We start from the raw sequence: 18315 nt of genomic DNA, 5'->3' as shown, positions 1-18315 counted from the left end.
GTACTGCGGGGCCTTGCGGGCCTTCTTGAGACCGGCCTTCTTGCGCTCGACGGCGCGGTCGTCGCGGGACAGGAAGCCGGCCTTCTTCAGCGCCGGACGGTTGTGGTCCCGGTCGATCTCGTTGAGCGCGCGGGCCACGCCCAGGCGCATCGCGCCGGACTGGCCGGAGGGGCCGCCGCCGTCGATGCGAGCGATGACGTCATAGGCGCCCTCGAGGCCCAGCAGGGTGAAGGGGTCGTTGACCTCCTGCTGGTGCAGCTTGTTCGGGAAGTAGTCCTCCAGGCTGCGGCCGTTGATGGTCCACTGGCCGGTGCCGGGCACCAGGCGGACGCGGGCGCGAGCACGCTTGCGACGACCGACGGCGGCGCCGCCGATGGTCAGCGGGGCGCGCTCGGTCTCGCCGGCGGTCTCCTCGGCGGCGGGGCCGGTGGACTCCGAGGTGTACTGCGACAGGCCCTCGGCTTCGTTCAGCTCTTCAGTGTTCTGAGCCACGGTTCTCCTTGAAAATGTTTCGTGATCGGGTGGCCAGGACTACTGAGCGACCTGGGAGATCTCGTACGGCTTCGGCTTCTGGGCCGTGTGCGGGTGCTCCGAGCCGGCGTAGACGTGCAGCTTCTTCAGCTGAACCGCACCGAGCTTGTTGTGGGGCACCATGCCCTTGACGGCCTGCTCGACCGCGCTGGTGGGATGACGCTCCATCAGCTGCTCGAAGTTCGCCGAACGGATGCCGCCCGGGAAGCCGGAGTGCCGCCAGTAGGTCTTCTTGGAGGCCTTGTCACCGGTGACGGTGACCTTGTCGGCGTTGATGATGATGACGTGATCGCCCATGTCCTGGTGGGGGACGAAGGTCGGCTTGTGCTTGCCGCGCAGCAGGGCGGCGGTCTGGCTGGCGAGACGACCCAGCACGACGTCAGTGGCGTCGATGATGTGCCACTGAGCGTCGGCGTCGCCAGGCTTGGGGGTGTACGTACGCACGGTGATGATGCCTTCGGTCGGTGTTCTACGGTTCAGCTCGCCGGACGCCCGATGGTGTGAGAGACACCGCGCGTCGGCGACTGTTTCTTCGCGAGTGCGCCGTCCGGCTTCTCGGGTGAGGACCGAGAAGATGCCGGGCCCGTGGTTTCCCCTGCCGCTCGTGGAGGCATCCGGCCATGCAACTGAGCCGCCTCGACACGAGTCCCCGCGGGGGTGGACACGCACAACAGGAATAGAGTATAGCCGTTCGGGCCGGGCGGGGCAAAGACTGCCCTCCACTCCGCTCCGCCCACTCTCCTCCCGCCTCGGGATGACTCGGCGGAAAGTGCGGGAAAGCGAATATATTCCCACACTTTCCGCCGAGTCATCCGGAGGCGGTCATCCCGAGTGGGTCATCCGAAGAGGACGGGGTCAGCTCTGGTGGCGGGCCATCAGTTCCTGCACCCGCGGCGCCAGCGGATGCTCGGCCTCCAGTCCGGTGATCCGCGCGACCAGCTCCCCCGGCGGCAGCTCGGCGAGCAGCCGGGCCAGCTCGACGGCCTGCTCGTCGCCGGCGTCGCGGAAGGCCAGCGCGGCGTCGACGACGGCGAGGAGCCCGTCGATCGAGAGCCCCCGCTCCGCGGCCGCGGCGGCCGGGCCGACGAGCCGCTCGTGCCGGGAGAGCTTGCGCAGCGGCTGGCGCCCGACCCGGCCGACGGTGTCCGGCAGGGCCGGGTTGGCGAAGCGCCGCAGGATCGTGGCCCGGTAGTCTGCCATCTCCGCCTCGCCGAAGCCGTGCTCGGCGATCAGGACCGCCGAGGTCTCCTGCAGCGCGGCGGCGACGCCGGCGACGACCCGCTCGTCGGCCAGCGCCTCGGCGATGGTGCCGTGTCCGGCCCGTGCGCCCAGGTAGGCCGCGGCGGCGTGGCCGGTGTTGACGGTGAACAGCTTGCGCTCGATATAGGGACCCAGCGCGTCGACGAAGTGCGCCCCGGGCACCTGCGGCGGCCGGTCGCCGAAGGGGCCGCGCTCGATGGCCCATTCGTAGAAGGGCTCGACCGTCACGTCCAGTCCGGCGTCCTCCGGCTGGCCGGGGACGATGCGGTCGACCGCCGTGTTGGCGAAGACTGCCTTCCCTGCGAGCTCCGCCCAGTCCGCGCCGACGTCGGCGGCCGCGGCGACCATGTGCTCGCGCAGCGTGTCCGTCGCGCCGATGGCGTTCTCGCAGGCCATGATCTGAAGCGGCTCGGCCGAGGCGTCGCGCCGGCGCAGCCCCTCGACCAGATGCGGGGCGATGAAGCGCAGCACCGTCGGGCCGACGGCGGTGGTGGCCGCGGCGGCGCCGGCGAGCTCGGCGGCGACGGCCTCCGGGTCCTGCGCGGAGTTGACCGCGCGGAACCCGGTGACCTCGCGGTCGACGCCGCCCGCGCCCACCTCGTGGACGGTGTAGGAGTCGGCCGCGGCCAGCGCGTCGACCAGCGGCGCGGCGACGTCGGAGAAGACGACCTCGTAGCCGCCCTCGTGCAGCAGCATCCCGACGAAGCCGCGGCCGATGTTGCCGGCGCCGAAGTGGACCGCCGTGGGCCGGGCGGCGCTGTTCGTGCTGTCAGCCATGATCGTGCTCCTCAGCTCTGCTCGATCGACGAGAGCAGCTCGTGCAGCTCCCGCTCGGTGGTCGCGGCCTTCAGCTGCTCGACGGTCTCGGCCTTCGAGAAGAGCTTCGCGATCCGCGAGAGGATCTGCAGGTGCTCGTCCCCGACGCCGGCGATGCCGATGACGAAGGTGGCCTGCTGGCCGTTCCAGTCGACGCCGCCGTCGTAGCGGGCGACCGAGAGCGCGGAGGCTTTGACCGCGTCCTTGGCCTCGCCGGTGCCGTGCGGGATGGCCAGCTCGTTGCCCATGAAGGTCGAGACGGTCTCCTCGCGGGCCTGCATCGCCTCCAGATAGTCCTCGGTGACCGCATCGGCGGCGACCAGGACCTCGGCGGCCTCGGCCATGGCCTCCTGCTGAGTGGCCGAGCCGGAGTGGATGCGCACCCGGTCCAGGGTGAGGATCTCGCCGGGGCCGTCCTGGGCGGCGGGCTCGTCCGCCGCCCCCTGAGCGGCGGCCTCGGTCGGCTCGGCGCCGTCGTCCTCGGCGGACTGCCGGACCATCTCGACGACCTCGTCGTACTCGGGGGCGTCCATGAAGCTGTCCACCGAGACGTGGACGGCATCGGGCTCCTGGCCCTTCGCCCGATCGGTGAGCTGCTGCTGGGTGATGACCAGGTCGGTGTCGCCCGGCAGGGCGGCCACGGCCTTGTTGGTCACCGAGACGCCCCCGATGCCGGCGTCCTTGATCTTGTTCCGGAGCACCGAGGCGCCCATGGCCGAGGAGCCCATGCCGGCGTCGCAGGCGAAGATGATCCGCTCGATCTTCTTCTGCGCGACGGCGGCTCCCCCGGAGGCCTGCGCGGCGAGACCGGAGAGCGCGGCCGAGGACTTGCCCTTGGTGGCCTCGGTCTTCGCCACGGCCTCGGCGAAGTCGTCCGCACTCTCCAGATCCTTCTTCCGTCCGGCCAGCAGGATCAACGAGGCCACGACGAAGGTCACCGCCGCGGCGAGCACCACGGAGAGGATGACACCCAGGTAGCTGCCGGAGGCTGTCTGCCCGACCACGGCGAAGATCGATCCCGGAGCCGCCGGGCCGCGCAGGCCGGTGTCGAAGAGCACGTTGGTGCCCACACCGGTGGCGCCGCCGGCGATCACCGCGATCAGCAGCGTCGGCTTCATCAGCACGTAGGGGAAGTAGACCTCGTGGATGCCTCCGAAGAACTGGATGATCGCCGCGCCCGGGGCGGAGCCTCGCGCCGCACCGACGCCGAAGACCGAGAACGCCAGCAGCAGGCCCAGCCCCGGACCGGGGTTCGCCTCGAGGAGGAACAGGATCGACTGGCCGGCCGAGTCGACCTCCGAGACGCCCAGCGGCGTGAGCACGCCGTGGTTGATGGCGTTGTTGAGGAAGAAGACCTTGGCCGGCTCGATGAGGATGCTGGTCAGCGGCAGCAGATTCGTGGAGATGAGCCACTCCACGCCGCGGCCGAGCACATCCATGATCGCGTTGACCAGCGGAGCGACGCCGAAGAAGCCCAGCAGGCTCATGCCGAAGGCGACGAACCCGCCGGAGAACATCGAGACCAGCATCTCGAAGCCGGCCCTGATCCTCCCCTCCAGGACGCCGTCGACCTTCTTCATCACCCAGGCGCTCAGCGGGCCCAGGATCATCGCCCCGATGAACATGTGCACCTCGCCGAGCGCGTCCTCGCCTTCGGGCAGCGAGGCGTTGAACTGCGCGATGAGGTGATCCGACCCGGCGATCGCGCCGAAGGTGGCCACGGCGCCGACCACGGCGCCGCGGACGTCGTGCACCATCTTGCCGCCCTGCATGGCGATCAGCACCGGCAGCAGGTAGTGGATCATCGGCCCGACCACCGTCGCCAGGGCGGCGTGCGGGGTCCACCCGACCTCGATGAAGAACGCGGTGAAGAGTCCCCAGGCGATCAGCGCGGGGATGTTGGGCATGATCATGCCCGAGAGGAAGGAGCCGAACTTCTGGACGCCGACACGCAGGCTGCCCGGCGAGGAGCTGCGCTCGGGGGATGGGGTGGTCATCGTCGACCTTTCATATCAGAGGGTGTCGGGAGTGATCGGAGGGCGGACGCCCTGACCGGTGCGGGACAGGGCCCCGGCGGGGCGGGGAGGAACGGTCTCCCCGCCCCGAGGAGGGAGCTGAGCAGGTTCCCAGCGGGCTCAGCCCTGCGCGGCCTCGCGCACGACCTGCTGCGCCGCGCCGCGCGCACCCGCGGCGTCCCCCGCCGCGCGCGCTGCCTGCGCGGCGGCCCGAGCGGTCTCGGCAGTGTGCCGGCCCAGCTCGAGGCGGACGTCGGCGAGCGCGGCCGGGGCCATCGACAGGCTGGTCGCCCCGAGGCCGACGAGCACCAGGGCCAGCAGCGGGTCGGCGGCGGCCTCGCCGCAGACGCCCACCGGCGAGTCGGTGGCCGCTCCGGCGGAGCCGACTTCGCCGACCAGCCGCAGCACCGCCGGGTGCCACGGGTCCTGCAGATCGGCCACCGAGCCGAGCAGCCGGTCGGCGGCCATCGTGTACTGGGTCAGGTCGTTGGTGCCGATCGAGGCGAAGTCCGCATGCCGCAGGATGGGCTCGGCTACCAGCGCCGACGACGGCACCTCGACCATCACCCCGGCGGTGCGCAGCCCGTGCTCGCGGGCGAGGGCGACGAACTGCTCGGTCTCGGCGACGGTGGAGACCATCGGGGCCATCACCCAGACGTCGGCCTCGGTCTCCGCCTCGGCCTCGGCCAGTGCGGTCAGCTGGTCGCGCAGAATCTGCTCGTGCGCCAGCAGCGCACGCAGCCCCCGACGGCCCAGCGCCGGGTTCTCCTCCTCCTCGGTGAGGAAGGGCAGCGGCTTGTCCGCCCCGGCGTCGAGCGCGCGGACGACGACCTTCTTCCCGGGGAAGGCCTCCAGCATCCGCCGATAGGCCTCCCGCTGGGTCGCGACGTCGGGCGCCGCGTCGGCGGAGAGGAAGAGGAACTCGGTGCGGAACAGGCCCACGCCCTCGGCGCCGAGCTCCACAGCCTCGGCCGCGCCGTCGGGCGAGCCGAGGTTGGCCAGCAGCGGGACCTCGGTGCCGTCGGCGAGCGCGCCGGGGGTCACCGGTGCGGCCACGGCGGCGGCGCGCTCGTCGATGCGCCGCTGGGCGTCGTCGAGCTGCCCCTGGGTGACCTCGGTGAGCACCGCCGAGTCGGCGGCGTCGACGATCACCGTCTGCCCGTCGTGCAGCTGGTCGGCCTCGACGGCGCCGACGACGGCGGTGATCGCCTTCTCCCGGGCGAGGATCGCAGTGTGCGAGGTCGGCCCGCCCTGGATGGTCACCACGGCGAGCACCTGATCCAGGTCCAGCAGCGCAGTGTCGGCCGGGGCGAGGTCCTCGGCGACCAGCACGAACGGGTGGCCCGGCGTCGGCACGCCCGGAGCCGGCAGCCCGCGCAGCCGGGCGATGACCCGCTGCGAGACGTCGGCGAGGTCGGCGGCGCGCTCGGCCATGTAGCCGCCCATGCCCTCCAGCGTGGCGCGGAACTCGGCGAAGGCGTCGTGGACGGCGAACTCGCCGGTCAGTCCCTTCCCCAACCGCGCGGCCGCGGCCTTCTTCAGCGTGGGGTCCTTGGCCATCATGGCCTGGGCCTGCAGCACGTCGCGGGCGGAGCCGCCGGCGGCCTCGCCGCGGGCCTTCAGGTCCTCGGCGACGGCCGCCACGGCCTCCTCCACCCGGGCCGTCTCCTGCTCGGCGGTGAGCGCGGACTGTTCCTCCGCCGGAGCCTCGGGGGCCGGAGCCATGCGGGCCACCGGTCCGTGCGCGACGCCCTGGCCGACGCCGATGCCCTCCAGGCGCGCCATCAGCGGCTCACCTCCGCGGGCGTCGCGGCCGACGCGGCCGTCGGGCGGTCGTGGGTGCGGATGATCATGGGGAATCCTCCTGAGCAGAGTGATCGGCGTGAGCAGTGTCGGCGGTGTCGGAAGTGTCGGCAGCGTCGGCGCCCGCCCGGACGGCGGCGAGCTCGCGGCGGGCCAGATCGAGCGCGGCCGTCCCGTCGGGATCGCGGAAGACGTGCTCCGGCAGCACCGCCGCGGCGGCGCCGACGAGCGCGGCGCGGCGGCGGATCTCCGGGGCGCGGGCCGCCAGCTGCGGCCCCAGGAGGACGACGTCGACGGCGTCGACGGCCCCGGGCAGCATCGCCTCGGTGCCGGCGGACGCGCGGAGATCCAGGCCCTCGGCCTCCGCGCCGCGGCGGATGCGCTGGGCGACGAACGTGCTGGACGCGCCGGCGCCGCATACCACCAGGATCTCCATCGATCGCTCACTCCTCCTCTTCCTCTCAGATTCTCTGCCCCGGCGATCTGGGTCACAACCATGGCTGTTTCCCCGGGGGCGGAAATCTGCGGGTCGCCTGCGCGCGGCTCCTCGGCCATCCGCCGCTCACCGCACGGTCACCTCCGACACGAGCCGACCCCGGAGCAGTCCCGGAGCGACCCGGAGCGACCCCGGAGCGACCCCGGAGCGACCCCGGAGCGACCCCGGAGCGACCCCGGAGCGACCCCGGAGCGACCCCGGAGCGACCCCGGCGCGGGCGGTAGGGTGGAGGCCGTGGAGTGGAGCGCATGACCGGCCAGCGCCGGGAGAAGCTGATCAGCATCCTGCTGCACGGCGACGGCTGGATCACCGCCGCCGCACTGGCCGACCGGCTCGGGGTGACCCCGCGCAGCGTGCGCTCCTACATCGCCCAGATCAACGCCCGCGCCGCCCGCGCCGACCAGGGCGAGGCCGTGGAGTCCGGCCCGGCCGGCTACCGCGCCGACCGGGCCGTGCTGGCCACGCTGCGCGGCGAGCAGCGCGCCAGCCCGCGCGACCGGCTGCACCGTCTGGTGCGCGAGCTGCTCGACGCCGATCAGGGCCTCGACGTCTTCGTCGCCGCCGAGCGGCACCACGTCAGCGACGCCACCGTCGAGGCCGACCTCGCCCGCATCCGCGGTCTGCTCGAGGACACCACGCTGAGTCTGCGCCGCGGCGGCTCGGTCGTGACGCTCGACGGCGACGAGATCTCGCGGCGTCGACTGGTCTCCCGGCTGGCCCACGACGAGATGGAGGAGGGCACCTTCGACGTCGGCGTACTGCGCCGGGCCGCCGGGCTGGAGACGGTCGACGACCGGGCCTTCGGCCCCTTCACCCAGCAGCTGGGCGCCGAGCTGGCCGCCCTGGGCTACTACGTCAACGAGTTCGCCGCCGCCGACGTCGCGCTGCACATCGCCATCGCCGCCGACCGCGTCTCGCGCGGCCGGGCGCTGGAGACCACCCGCGGCGAGGCCGACGAGGACCAACGGCGCCTCGCCGAGGTGCTGGACACGCTGTGCGTCCGCCACTTCGACGTCGCCATGGGCTCCGGCGACCTGCAGCACCTGACCTCGCTGGTGCTCACCCGCGTCGTCGCCCCCGGCGGCGCGGCCGAGGAGCGGGTGCGCCTGGACCCGACGGTCGAGGAGGCGGTGCGCACGGCGGTGACCCGGGCCGCCCACGGCTATCTGGTCGACATCGCCCATGAGGACTTCATCCGCCGGCTGACCCTGCATGTGCAGAACCTGGTGCTGCGCGCCCGCGAGCACGCGCCGTCGCGGAACCCGCTGACCCGCTCGCTGAAGTCCGACTTCCCGATGATCTTCCAGGTCGCGGTCTCCATCGCCAGCGACGTCGGCGAACAGCTGGAGGTGACCATCCACGACGACGAGATCGCCTATATCGCCATGCACGTCGGCGGGCGCCTGGAGCGCAGCCGGCAGGCCGAGACGGTGCTGACCGCCACGATCGTCTGCCCCGGCTACTACGAGCTGCACGAGCTGCTGCATTCGCGCATCGCCCGCTCGCTGGGTCCCTCCATCGAGGTCACCGAGGTGCTCACCGGCGTCGACCCGGACTGGGAGGCGGTGGACACCGACCTGGTGCTGACCACCATCGAGCCGCCGCAGCCCGACGAGCGGACCGTGCGGCTGCCGCCGTTCCTCTCCGAGGGGGACCTGGGGCGGATCTCCGCGGCGGCCGCCCGACGGCGGCGGAGCCTGCGGCTGGCCCGGCTGCGCGCGGAACTGTCGCGGTACCTGAGCGAGGACGCCTTCATCCGTCCGTTGGTGGCCGCCGACGAGGAGGAGGCGATCCGCGCGCTGGCCGAGCCGCTCGTCGCCCGCGGGGTCATCGATCAGCAGTACGTGGAGAACACCGTCGAGCGCGAGCAGCTCTCCTCCACCGCCTTCACCGAGACGCTGGCGGTGCCGCACGCGCTGCGGATGACCGCCTCGCGGACGGCGATCTCCATCGGGATCGCCGACGGCTCGCTGCCCTGGGGCGACTCCCGGGTCCAGGTGGTGGCGCTGACGGCCTTCAGCGAGGAGGAGCGCGAGGCCTTCCAGACCGTCTTCGAGCAGCTCGTCGAAGTCTTCAGCGAACGCGACAGCGTCACCCGGATCATCCGCCGCGGCGAGGGCTTCGCCGGCTTCCTGGACGAGCTCGCCGCCGTCATCGACGGCTGAGCACGGCACTGCCCGACGCCGCCCCGGCGTCGGCCGCACACACGACGATGGCTCTGGAGTTCGGGCCGGAACCCCCGGCCGGAACCGGGGAGTTCGGGCCCGAACTCCAGAGCCATCGGTGGTGGGGACGGCGCGGGTCAGTGCGACCGCTCGTAGGCCCCCTCGGACATGTCCTCGAGCTCGCGGCCCTTGGTCTCCGGGACCCACTTGAGCACGAAGACCAGCGAGAGCAGCGCCGAGACGGCGTAGAAGCCGTAGGCGAAGACCAGCGAGAGGTCCGCCATGGACGGGAAGACCGTCGAGATGACGAAGTTCGCCAGCCAGTTGGCCGCCGCCGAGACGCCGAGGGCGATGGCGCGGATGCGGTTGGGGAACATCTCGCCCAGCAGCACCCACATGAACGGCCCCCAGGTCGCGCCGAAGAACAGCACGAAGACGTTGGCCGAGATCAGCGCGATCATGCCCCAGGCGCCGGGCAGCTCGAGCTCGCCGCCGACGGTGACCGCCTGGCTGAAGGCCACCGCCATCATGCCCAGGCCCACGGCCATGCCGGCCGATCCCACGGCCAGCGGCATCCGCCGGCCGACCTTGTCGACGATCAGGATGCCGATCACGGTGGCGAGGATGTTCACCGAGGTGGTGATCACCTGGATCAGGAAGGACTGGTCCTCGGTGAGGCCGACCGCCTGCCACAGCGTGTTGGAGTAGTAGAAGATCACGTTGATGCCGACGAACTGCTGGAAGACCGCCAGGCCGAGGCCCACCCAGAGGATCGGCATGATGGTGCCGCCGGCGACGAGGTCGCGGACCTTCTGCCGGGACTCGAGGTTGATCGTCCGGGAGATCTCGGCGATCTTCTCGCGGACCTCGGACTCCTCGGAGAGGCCGACGACTTCGCGCAGCACCTGGGCGGCGCGGCGGTCGTCGCCGCGCGAGACCAGGTAGCGCGGGGACTCCGGGATGGAGGTGGCCAGCAGGCCGTAGATCAGCGCCGGGGCGGCCTCGATGACGAACATCCACCGCCAGGCGTCCATGCCCAGCCACAGCTCGGCGTCGGAGCCGCCGGCGAGGTTGGACACGAAGGCGTTGGACACCGCCGCGGCGAAGATCCCGACCACGATGGCCAGCTGCCACAGCGAGCCGAGCCGGCCGCGGAGGTTCGTCGGGGCGACTTCGGCGATATAGGCCGGGGCGATGACCGAGGCCATGCCCACGCCGACGCCGCCGAGCAGGCGCCAGGCGATGAGGTCCACCGGGCCGACGGAGAGACCGGAGCCGATCGCGGAGACGAAGAAGGCCGAGGCGGCGATCAGCATCGCCCCGACGCGGCCGAGCCGGTCGGAGAGCGAGCCGCCGACCCAGGCGCCGACCATGCAGCCGAGCAGGGCGGAGGAGACGGCGAAGCCGATCAGCCAGTCGGAGAGGCCGAAGGTGGATTGGATGGCCGAGACGGCACCGTTGATGACGGCGGTGTCGAAGCCGAAGAGGAAGCCGCCGAACGCGGCCACCAGCACGACCCAGGCCACCGAGGTGGCCGCGAGGTCCTGTGAGCGGGAGTTGATGCTCATTCTGGTCGTCGTTCCTTCAGGTTGCGAGATGTCACGTGGGGAGGGCCTCGCCGCCGGGAGGTGAACCCGCGCAGAGGCCGTCGGTCGTCGCTCATGGTGAGAGCGCCCGCACGAGTATGCGCCTCAGACGTGCGTCGTGCCACGCGGCATCCGACGACATGATCGGCGTCTCGTGGGCTGGCTCACCGGCGGATCCCCGACATGAGGCGGAACGCGCCGGGCGGACGGCCCGACAGCCGACCGCAGGGCCGTGAGGAATCTCACATCTGCCCCGGGGCTCCGCCGGCCGAGGGCGCGTCGCGCAGCGCCCGCGTCCGTGCGGCGCGGGCGGCCAGCTGGTCGTCGGGCGGGTAGCTCACCGCCTCCAGCACCAGGCCGTGCGGCGGGGCCAGGCGGACTTCGGCGTCCCAGCTGCGCCGTCCCAGCCGTTCGGCGAGCCATCCGGGCGCGCGGCGCCCCTCGCCCACCTCCAGGCAGGCGCCGACCAGCGCGCGGACCATGTGGTGGCAGAACGCGTCGGCGGTCAGCTCGGCGATGATCGCGCCGTCGGCGTCGCGGCGGATCCGGAAGTCCTGCAGCTCGCGGACGGTGGTGCCCATCTCCCGCGGCCGGCAGAAGCTGGCGAAGTCGTGCAGCCCGGTGACGAGGGCGGCTTCGGCGTCCATCAGCGTCTCGTCCAGCCCCCGCCGATGCCAGACGGTGTGCCCGCGGCTCAGCGGGTCACGCTGCGCGTCGTCGTCGACGATCCGGTAGCTGTAGCTGCGACTCAGCGCCGAGAAGCGCGCGTCGAACGCCGGCGGGACGCGACGGGCGGCACGGACGACGACGGCGCCCTCCTGACGCGCCAGCACGCCGGCGATGCGGCGCAGCAGCGCATCCTGCGGGGCGATGTCCCGCCCGCGGGAGAGCCCGGCCCATTCCTCCGCGCTGAGGTCGAAGTGCACCACCTGGCCGCGGGCGTGGACGCCGCTGTCGGTGCGCCCGGCGACGACGACCGGCACCTCCCGCCGGATGAGCGTGGCCAGCCCTTCGCGCAGCGCCCCCTCGACAGTGCGCAGTCCCGGCTGGGCGGCCCAGCCGTGATACGCCGCGCCGTCGTAGGCGAGGTCCAGGCGGACGCGGACCGGCGTCGCGATCTCCTGCGGGGCACTGGCGTCTGCGGCGGAGGACATGGTCTCCAGCCTATCGAGCACTCCCCCGCCTCGGGCTCACCGCTCCCGCCCCGAGACTTCCCCCTCCAGGTCCCGGCCCCGGACGCACTGAGGCCCCCGACCCGTGACGGGTCGGGGGCCTCAGTGCGGCGACGTCGCCGGCGGACCGGCGACGGTCGAGGATCAGGCGAGGATCACTTCTCCTCGGAGGTCTCCTCGGCCTCGACGGCCTCGGTCTCCTCGGCCGGCTGCTCGGTCTCCTCGACCGGGGTCTCCTCGGCGGGAGCGGTGGCGGCGGCCTGCTCGGCCTCCTGGACCACGGCCTGCTTCGGGGACACCGGCTCCATGATGAGCTCGATGACGGCCATCGGGGCGTTGTCGCCCTTGCGGTTGCCGATCTTGGTGATGCGGGTGTAGCCGCCGTGGCGGTTCTCCATCGCCGGGGCGATCACGGTGAACAGCTCGTGCACCACCGCCTGGTTGGTGGAGTTGCGCGCGCTGATCTTGCTGACCACCTGACGACGAGCGTGCAGGTCGCCCTTCTTGGCGATGGTGATCAGCCGCTCGGCGTAGGGGCGCAGCCGCTTGGCCTTGGTCAGCGTCGTGGTGATCGAGCGGTGCTCGATCAGGTTCGCGGACAGGTTCGCCAGCATCTGCTTCTCGTGCGTCGGGCTCCCGCCCAGGCGCGGTCCCTTGGTGGGGGTAGGCATGGTCTCGTTCTCCTTGGATGGGGCTCCGGACGCCCCGAGAGCTCAGCTCGGCGCGGCCGGCGCGCAGAATGATGTGGTCGTCGCCGAACTTACAGCTGCTCGTCGACGGAGGGCTCCTCGTCGCCCGCCTCCTGGAAGCGGGCCGCCGTCGGGTCGAACCCGGCCGGGGAGTCCTTCAGCGACAGGCCGAGCTCGGTCAGCTTGTCCTTGACCTCGTCGATGGACTTCGCACCGAAGTTGCGGATGTCCATCAGGTCGGCCTCGGACCGGGCCACCAGCTCGCCGACGGTGTGGATGCCCTCGCGCTTGAGGCAGTTGTAGGAGCGCACGGTGAGCTCCAGGTCCTCGATCGGCAGGGCCATGTCCTGCGCCAGGGCGGCGTCGGTCGGCGACGGGCCGATCTCGATGCCCTCGGCGGCGACGTTGAGCTCGCGGGCCAGCGAGAACAGCTCCACCAGCGTGGTGCCGGCCGAGGCCAGCGCGTCCCGCGGGGCGACCGACGGCTTGGTCTCGACGTCGACGATCAGCTTGTCGAAGTCGGTGCGCTGCTCGACGCGCGTCGCCTCGACCTTGAAGCTGACCTTCAGCACCGGCGAGTAGATGGAGTCCACCGAGATCCGGCCGATCTCGGCGTCGGCCGTCTTGTTCTGCTCCGCGGAGACATAGCCGCGGCCGCGCTCGACGGTGAACTCGACGTCCATCCGGCCTTCCTCGTTCAGCGTGGCGAGGTGCAGGTCCGGGTTGTGGACCTCGACGCCGGCCGGCGGGGTGATGTCCGCGGCGGTCACCTGGCCGGGCCCCTCCTTGCGGAGGTAGGCCACGACCGGCTCGTCGTGCTCCGAGGAGACCGAGAGCTGCTTGATGTTCAGCACCAGCTCGGTGACGTCCTCCTTGACACCGGCGACCGTGCTGAACTCGTGCAGCACGCCGTCGATGCGGACGCTGGTCACCGCCGCCCCCGGGATGGAGGAGAGCAGCGTGCGACGCAGCGAATTGCCCAGGGTGTAGCCGAAGCCCGGCTCCAGGGGCTCGATGACGAAGCGCGAACGGTCATCTGCGACAACTTCTTCGGTCAGCGTGGGGCGCTGTGCAATGAGCACTGATGATTCCTTTCAGAGTGCATCCGCTATATGACGCATTCTCACTGATGATGATGCTCTCACCCCGCCGCGGCCCGCAGGCCGCGGCGGAGGCGCTGTCTGTAGAAGGTCGCTCAGACGCGACGACGCTTCGGCGGGCGGCAGCCGTTGTGCGCGCTCGGCGTGACGTCCTGGATGGAGCCGACCTCGAGGCCGGCGGCCTGCAGCGAGCGGATCGCGGTCTCGCGCCCGGAGCCCGGGCCCTTGACGAACACGTCGACCTTCTTCAGGCCGTGCTCCTGCGACCGCTTGGCGGCCTGCTCGGCGGCCATCTGCGCGGCGTAGGGGGTGGACTTGCGGGAGCCCTTGAACCCGACCTCGCCGGAGGTCGCCCAGGAGATCACCGCACCGGTGGAGTCGGTGATCGAGACGATGGTGTTGTTGAAGGTCGACTTGATGTGGGCCTGACCCTGCGTGATGTTCTTGCTTGCCTTGCGGCGCGGCTTGCGGGCCGCTGCGCGGTTCTTGGGGGGCATATCTTCTCCGTGACTCGAGTTGGTCGGATCAGCGGGGGATCCTCAGGGATCCTCGGCGCGCCGAACTACTTCTTCTTGCCTGCGACGGTCTTCTTCGGACCCTTGCGGGTGCGGGCGTTGGTCTGCGTGTGCTGACCGCGGACCGGCAGGCCGCGGCGGTGCCGCAGACCCTGGTACGACCCGATCTCGACCTTGCGGCGGATGTCTGCGGCCACCTCGCGGCGGAGGTCGCCCTCCACCTGGAAGTTGCCCTCGATGTAGTCACGCAGTGCGACCAGCTGGTCGTCCGTGAGGTCCTTCACGCGGGTCTCCGGCGAGATGCCCGTGGCCTCGACGGTCTCTGCTGCACGGGTCTTGCCGACGCCGTAGATGTAAGTGAGTGCGATCTCCGTGCGCTTCTCGCGCGGGATGTCCACACCTGCCAGACGTGCCATCGTGGCAGTCCTCCTTGCTGTCGTCCGAAGGTCTTCGACAGTGCGCTCCCATCTGGACCGCTCGCGGCCGACGTCGGAGGTGACGCCTTCAGCGGGTCCCCGGCCTTCGGCAACCGGGGGTCTGTCCGTCCAGCTCATCGACGGACTGCACTGCCGTGCTGGTATTGAGCTGTCGAGGCGCTCGGCGCGCCCTCACGCGTTCTACGTCGAGAAGGTGAGGGTCAGCCCTGGCGCTGCTTGTGACGCGGGTTCTTCTTGCAGATCACTCGGATCACACCGCGGCGGCGGATGATCTTGCACTCAGAGCAGACCTGCTTCACGCTCGGGTGAACCTTCATGGCTTTCCTCTTTACTTGTAGCGGTAGACGATTCGTCCACGGTTGAGGTCATACGGGCTCATCTCCACCACGACCCGGTCCTCGGGGAGGATCCGGATGTAGTGCTGACGCATCTTGCCCGAGATCGTGGCGAGCACCACGTGCTCATTCTCCAGACGCACGCGGAACATCGCATTGGGGAGAGCCTCGGTCACCCGGCCCTCCACCTCGATCACACCTTCTTTTTTACCCATATGCTCCACACCGTTCGCGATCCCTCCGATCCCGTCGACGCCGCCGCTCGGAGCGGGGTCGGCTCGGACGGCGGCCGCGGCGCGCGCACGAGGGCGCGTCGCCGCACGGCCGACGCAGAGCGCCGTCATCGTCGGGGCAGACCGGGGAGAATCTGGTTCAGTTTCTGGTCAGACGTCTCTGCATGCTCGGCGGGAGAGGACCCGCCGGCGCGCATGAGGGCACAGTCGACCCACAGAGACAACCAGCAGTCAATAGTACCCGAATCCGACGGGCTCGGGCAATTCCCCTCCCGCGCCCTCCTCACCGGCGCGGGCAGGGTCGCCGCGAGCCTCGCCCCGGCCGCCCGGAGGCTCCGGCGCGGCCGACGGCGCCGCTCAGCCCTGCGGGATCGGCGTCGGCGTCACGCCCAGCGGCTCGAGCTCGGCGGCCCCGCCGTCATGGGCGGTGAGCACCCAGATGCCGTCGTCATGGCGGGCCACCGAGTGCTCCCACTGGCTGGCCCGGGCGCCGTCCTCGGTGACCACGGTCCAGTCGTCGTCGAGCACGCGGGTGGCGATCCCCCCGCGGGTGAGCATCGGCTCGATCGCCACGGCCATGCCCGGACGGATCCGCGCGCCGCGGAATCCGGCCGCGTAGTTGAACACGTCCGGCGCCATATGCATGGCCGAGCCGATGCCGTGGCCGACGTACTCCTCGAGGATGCCCAGCCGGTCCCCCTCCTGGGAGGTCACGAACGCCTCGATCGCCTCGCCCACCTCGCCGATGTGCTTCGCCTCGGCGAAGGCGGCGACGCCGGCCCACATCGCCCCGCGAGTGATCGCCGAGAGCCGCTCGTCGCCGGCGTCGGCGGTGCCCTGCGCGGAGGAGCCCAGCACCACGGTGCGGGCCGAGTCGGAGTGCCATCCGGAGATGATGCAGCCGGCGTCGACGGTCAGCACGTCTCCGGAGGCGAGCACCCGCTCCCCCGGGATGCCGTGGACGACCTCGTCGTTGACCGAGGCGCAGATGCTGCCCGGGAAGCCGTAGTAGCCCAGGAAGTTCGGCGTCGCGCCGCGCTCGGCGATGAAGGCGGCGAACACGCGATCCAGCTGTCCGGTGGTCACTCCGGGGACCGCGGCCGCGACGACGGCGTCCAGCGCGCCGGCCAGCACGGAGCCGGCGGCGTCCATGTGTCGCAGCTGCTCCGGGGTCTTCAGCTCGATGCGCCGGCGCGAGAGCATCCCCATCAGCCCTTCAGCACGTCCATGATGCGGGCGGTGACCTCGTCGATGTCGCCGAGGCCGTCCACGCGACGCAGCAGGCCGCGGGACTCGTACTCGGCGATCATCGGCGCCGTCTCGGTGTCGAAGAGCTCGAGCCGGCGACGGATGGCGTCCTCGTCGGCGTCGTCCTCGCGGCCCTCGATCTCGGCGCGCTTCGTCAGCCGCTGGATCAGCTCCTCGCGGTCGGCGGTGAGCTCCAGGACCACGTCGAGCGAGACGTCGAGGCGCTCGAGCATCTCGTCCAGCGCGCTCACCTGGCTCAGGTTGCGCGGGTAGCCGTCGAGCAGGAAGCCGGAGGCGGCGTCGTCCCAGGACAGCCGGTCCTCCACCATCCGGTTGGTGACCGAGTCCGGCACCAGCTCGCCGGCGTCGACGTACTGCTGGGCCTCCCGGCCCAGCTCGGTGCCGCCCTTGATGTTGGCGCGGAAGATGTCCCCGGTGGAGATCGCCACGATCCCCAGGGCCTGGCAGATGCGCGTCGACTGGGTGCCCTTGCCCGAGCCGGCCGGTCCGACGATCAGCATACGTGTCATCGCAGAAGTCCTTCGTAGTTTCGCTGTTCCATCTGTGCGTTGATCTGCTTCACCGTGGTCAGCCCCACGCCCACCATGATGAGGATCGAGGTGCCGCCGAACGGGAAGCTCTGGCTCACCCCGAGGAGCACCATCGCGATCATCGGGATCAGCGCGATGAAGCCCAGGTACAGGGAGCCGGGGAAGGTGATCCGGGAGATCACGTAGCTCAGGTAGCGCTCCGTGGGGCGGCCGGCCCGGACGCTCGGGATGAAGCCGCCGAACTTGCGCATGTTCTCGGCGACCTCGTTCGGGTTGAAGGTGATCGTCACGTAGAAGTACGTGAAGAAGATGGTCATCAGGAAGAAGCAGATCATGTACACCGGGTGCGTCCCGCCGGAGAAGTACTGCTGGATGAACTGCATCACCGGGCCGACGTCCTCGCCGGGAGCCGGCTGGTTGAACTGCGCGATGACCGAGGGCAGCGTCAGCACCGAGGAGGCGAAGATGACCGGGATCACGCCGGCCATGTTCACCTTGATCGGGATGTAGGTCGAGGACCCGCCCAGCGTGCGGCGGCCGACCTGCCGCTTGGCGTACTGCACCGGCACGCGGCGCTGCGACTGCTCGACGAAGACGACTGCGGCGATGGCCACCAGACCGATCAGCAGCACCAGTGCGAAGATCCGCCAGCCCTGGGTCGACCAGATCTCGCCCATCGCGCCGGGGAAGCCGGCGCCGATGGAGACGAAGATGAGGATGGACATGCCGTTGCCGACGCCGCGCTCGGTGATCTGCTCGCCGAGCCACATGATCAGCGCGACGCCGGTCACCAGCGTCAGGATCATCAGCAGGATGACGCCCAGGCTGTCGTCCGGCACGATCGGCAGGTCGCAGCTGAGCAGGGCCCCGGAGCGGGCCATGGTGACGATGGTGGTCGCGTTCAGCGTGCCCAGCGCGATGGTCAGATAGCGGGTGTACTGGGTGAGCTTCGCCTGCCCCTGCGGGCCCTCCCGCTGCAGATTCTCGAAGCGCGGGATGACCACGCGCAGCAGCTGCACGATGATCGCCGCGGTGATGTAGGGCATGATGCCCAGCGCGAAGATCGACACCTGCAGCATCGCCCCGCCGGAGAACATGTTGACGAAGGAGTAGGCTCCGCCCTCGGTGTTGCCCAGGGCCAGGCACTGCTGCACGGTCCCGTAGTCCACTCCTGGCGCGGGGATGAAGGCACCGATGCGGTAGATCGCGATGATCCCGATCGTGAACCAGATCTTCCGGCGCAGATCAGGTGTCCGGAACACCCGGGCGATTGCGCTGAACAAGCGTCCTCCTGTGGGGCTGAAGCAGTCCGTGCGGCGACCGTCGGGCACGCTGGGCGCCGCGGTCCGGCTCCGTCGTGGAC

Annotated in this window: 18 protein-coding genes; 1 reads left to right on the top strand and 17 read right to left on the bottom strand. The window is 71.0% G+C overall.

The genetic code is table 11. The features are described 5' to 3' along the window. From rpsI to ABD652_RS06905, 6 genes are all read right to left on the bottom strand, one after another. Positions 1 to 492, bottom strand: a 492-nt coding sequence (rpsI, locus tag ABD652_RS06930) for a 30S ribosomal protein S9 (protein WP_344719619.1), incomplete at its 3' end; no start/stop codon positions are given. A gap of 39 nt (positions 493 to 531) precedes the next feature. Next, entirely contained in the window at positions 532 to 975 is a 444-nt protein-coding gene (rplM, locus tag ABD652_RS06925; RefSeq protein ID WP_344719617.1) for a 50S ribosomal protein L13, read from the bottom strand. A gap of 411 nt (positions 976 to 1386) precedes the next feature. After that, entirely contained in the window at positions 1387 to 2568 is a 1182-nt protein-coding gene (locus ABD652_RS06920; RefSeq protein WP_344719615.1) for a mannitol-1-phosphate 5-dehydrogenase, read from the bottom strand. Positions 2569 to 2579: 11 nt separating this feature from the next. Next, positions 2580 to 4604, bottom strand: a complete 2025-nt coding sequence (locus tag ABD652_RS06915) for a PTS mannitol transporter subunit IICBA (RefSeq protein WP_344719613.1) — start codon at positions 4602 to 4604, stop codon at positions 2580 to 2582. Between the two features lie 138 nt (positions 4605 to 4742). After that, positions 4743 to 6407 (bottom strand): phosphoenolpyruvate--protein phosphotransferase, encoded by a 1665-nt coding sequence (ptsP, locus tag ABD652_RS06910; protein WP_344719611.1) that lies wholly within the window; start codon positions 6405 to 6407, stop codon positions 4743 to 4745. Positions 6408 to 6471: 64 nt separating this feature from the next. After that, positions 6472 to 6861, bottom strand: coding sequence for a PTS sugar transporter subunit IIB (locus ABD652_RS06905; RefSeq protein ID WP_344719609.1), 390 nt, complete (start codon positions 6859 to 6861; stop codon positions 6472 to 6474). 308 nt (positions 6862 to 7169) lie between these two features. Here ABD652_RS06905 and ABD652_RS06900 point away from each other — a divergent pair, with 308 nt between their 5' ends. Beyond that, positions 7170 to 9086 (top strand): BglG family transcription antiterminator, encoded by a 1917-nt coding sequence (locus ABD652_RS06900; protein ID WP_344719607.1) that lies wholly within the window; start codon positions 7170 to 7172, stop codon positions 9084 to 9086. Positions 9087 to 9223: 137 nt separating this feature from the next. Here ABD652_RS06900 and ABD652_RS06895 read toward each other — a convergent pair whose 3' ends face one another. The 11 genes from ABD652_RS06895 to secY all read right to left on the bottom strand — a co-directional run bounded on the left by ABD652_RS06895 (position 9224) and on the right by secY (position 18235). Then, on the bottom strand, positions 9224 to 10654 hold the full coding sequence (locus tag ABD652_RS06895) for a sugar porter family MFS transporter (protein WP_344719605.1): 1431 nt from the start codon (positions 10652 to 10654) through the stop codon (positions 9224 to 9226). A 260-nt stretch (positions 10655 to 10914) separates the two neighbouring features. Further along, positions 10915 to 11826, bottom strand: coding sequence for a tRNA pseudouridine(38-40) synthase TruA (gene truA, locus ABD652_RS06890; protein ID WP_344719603.1), 912 nt, complete (start codon positions 11824 to 11826; stop codon positions 10915 to 10917). 173 nt (positions 11827 to 11999) lie between these two features. Beyond that, positions 12000 to 12515 (bottom strand): 50S ribosomal protein L17, encoded by a 516-nt coding sequence (gene rplQ, locus ABD652_RS06885; RefSeq protein ID WP_344719601.1) that lies wholly within the window; start codon positions 12513 to 12515, stop codon positions 12000 to 12002. An 89-nt stretch (positions 12516 to 12604) separates the two neighbouring features. After that, positions 12605 to 13615: a DNA-directed RNA polymerase subunit alpha gene (locus ABD652_RS06880; protein WP_344719599.1), complete on the bottom strand. Its 1011-nt coding sequence runs from the start codon at positions 13613 to 13615 to the stop codon at positions 12605 to 12607. Positions 13616 to 13728: 113 nt separating this feature from the next. After that, positions 13729 to 14130, bottom strand: a complete 402-nt coding sequence (gene rpsK / locus ABD652_RS06875) for a 30S ribosomal protein S11 (RefSeq protein ID WP_010524171.1) — start codon at positions 14128 to 14130, stop codon at positions 13729 to 13731. Positions 14131 to 14195: 65 nt separating this feature from the next. After that, positions 14196 to 14564, bottom strand: coding sequence for a 30S ribosomal protein S13 (gene rpsM / locus ABD652_RS06870; RefSeq protein ID WP_344719595.1), 369 nt, complete (start codon positions 14562 to 14564; stop codon positions 14196 to 14198). 221 nt (positions 14565 to 14785) lie between these two features. Next, on the bottom strand, positions 14786 to 14902 hold the full coding sequence (rpmJ, locus tag ABD652_RS06865) for a 50S ribosomal protein L36 (protein WP_010524173.1): 117 nt from the start codon (positions 14900 to 14902) through the stop codon (positions 14786 to 14788). Positions 14903 to 14913: 11 nt separating this feature from the next. After that, positions 14914 to 15135 (bottom strand): translation initiation factor IF-1, encoded by a 222-nt coding sequence (infA, locus tag ABD652_RS06860; RefSeq protein ID WP_010524174.1) that lies wholly within the window; start codon positions 15133 to 15135, stop codon positions 14914 to 14916. A 375-nt stretch (positions 15136 to 15510) separates the two neighbouring features. Further along, positions 15511 to 16356 (bottom strand): type I methionyl aminopeptidase, encoded by an 846-nt coding sequence (map, locus tag ABD652_RS06855; RefSeq protein WP_344720446.1) that lies wholly within the window; start codon positions 16354 to 16356, stop codon positions 15511 to 15513. A gap of 5 nt (positions 16357 to 16361) precedes the next feature. Continuing rightward, a complete protein-coding gene (locus tag ABD652_RS06850; protein ID WP_344719592.1) occupies positions 16362 to 16931 on the bottom strand; it encodes an adenylate kinase in 570 nt (189 codons plus the stop codon). Further along, positions 16928 to 18235 (bottom strand): preprotein translocase subunit SecY, encoded by a 1308-nt coding sequence (gene secY, locus ABD652_RS06845; protein ID WP_344719590.1) that lies wholly within the window; start codon positions 18233 to 18235, stop codon positions 16928 to 16930. Before secY ends, ABD652_RS06850 begins: the two co-directional genes overlap by 4 nt. Between the last annotated feature and the right edge of the window lie 80 nt (positions 18236 to 18315).

It is taken from the genome of Nesterenkonia halobia, assembly GCF_039536005.1.
Taxonomy (GTDB): domain Bacteria; phylum Actinomycetota; class Actinomycetes; order Actinomycetales; family Micrococcaceae; genus Nesterenkonia; species Nesterenkonia halobia.
Note: the sequence above shows the minus strand (reverse complement) of the source record. Positions and strands in the feature narration are given on the sequence as shown.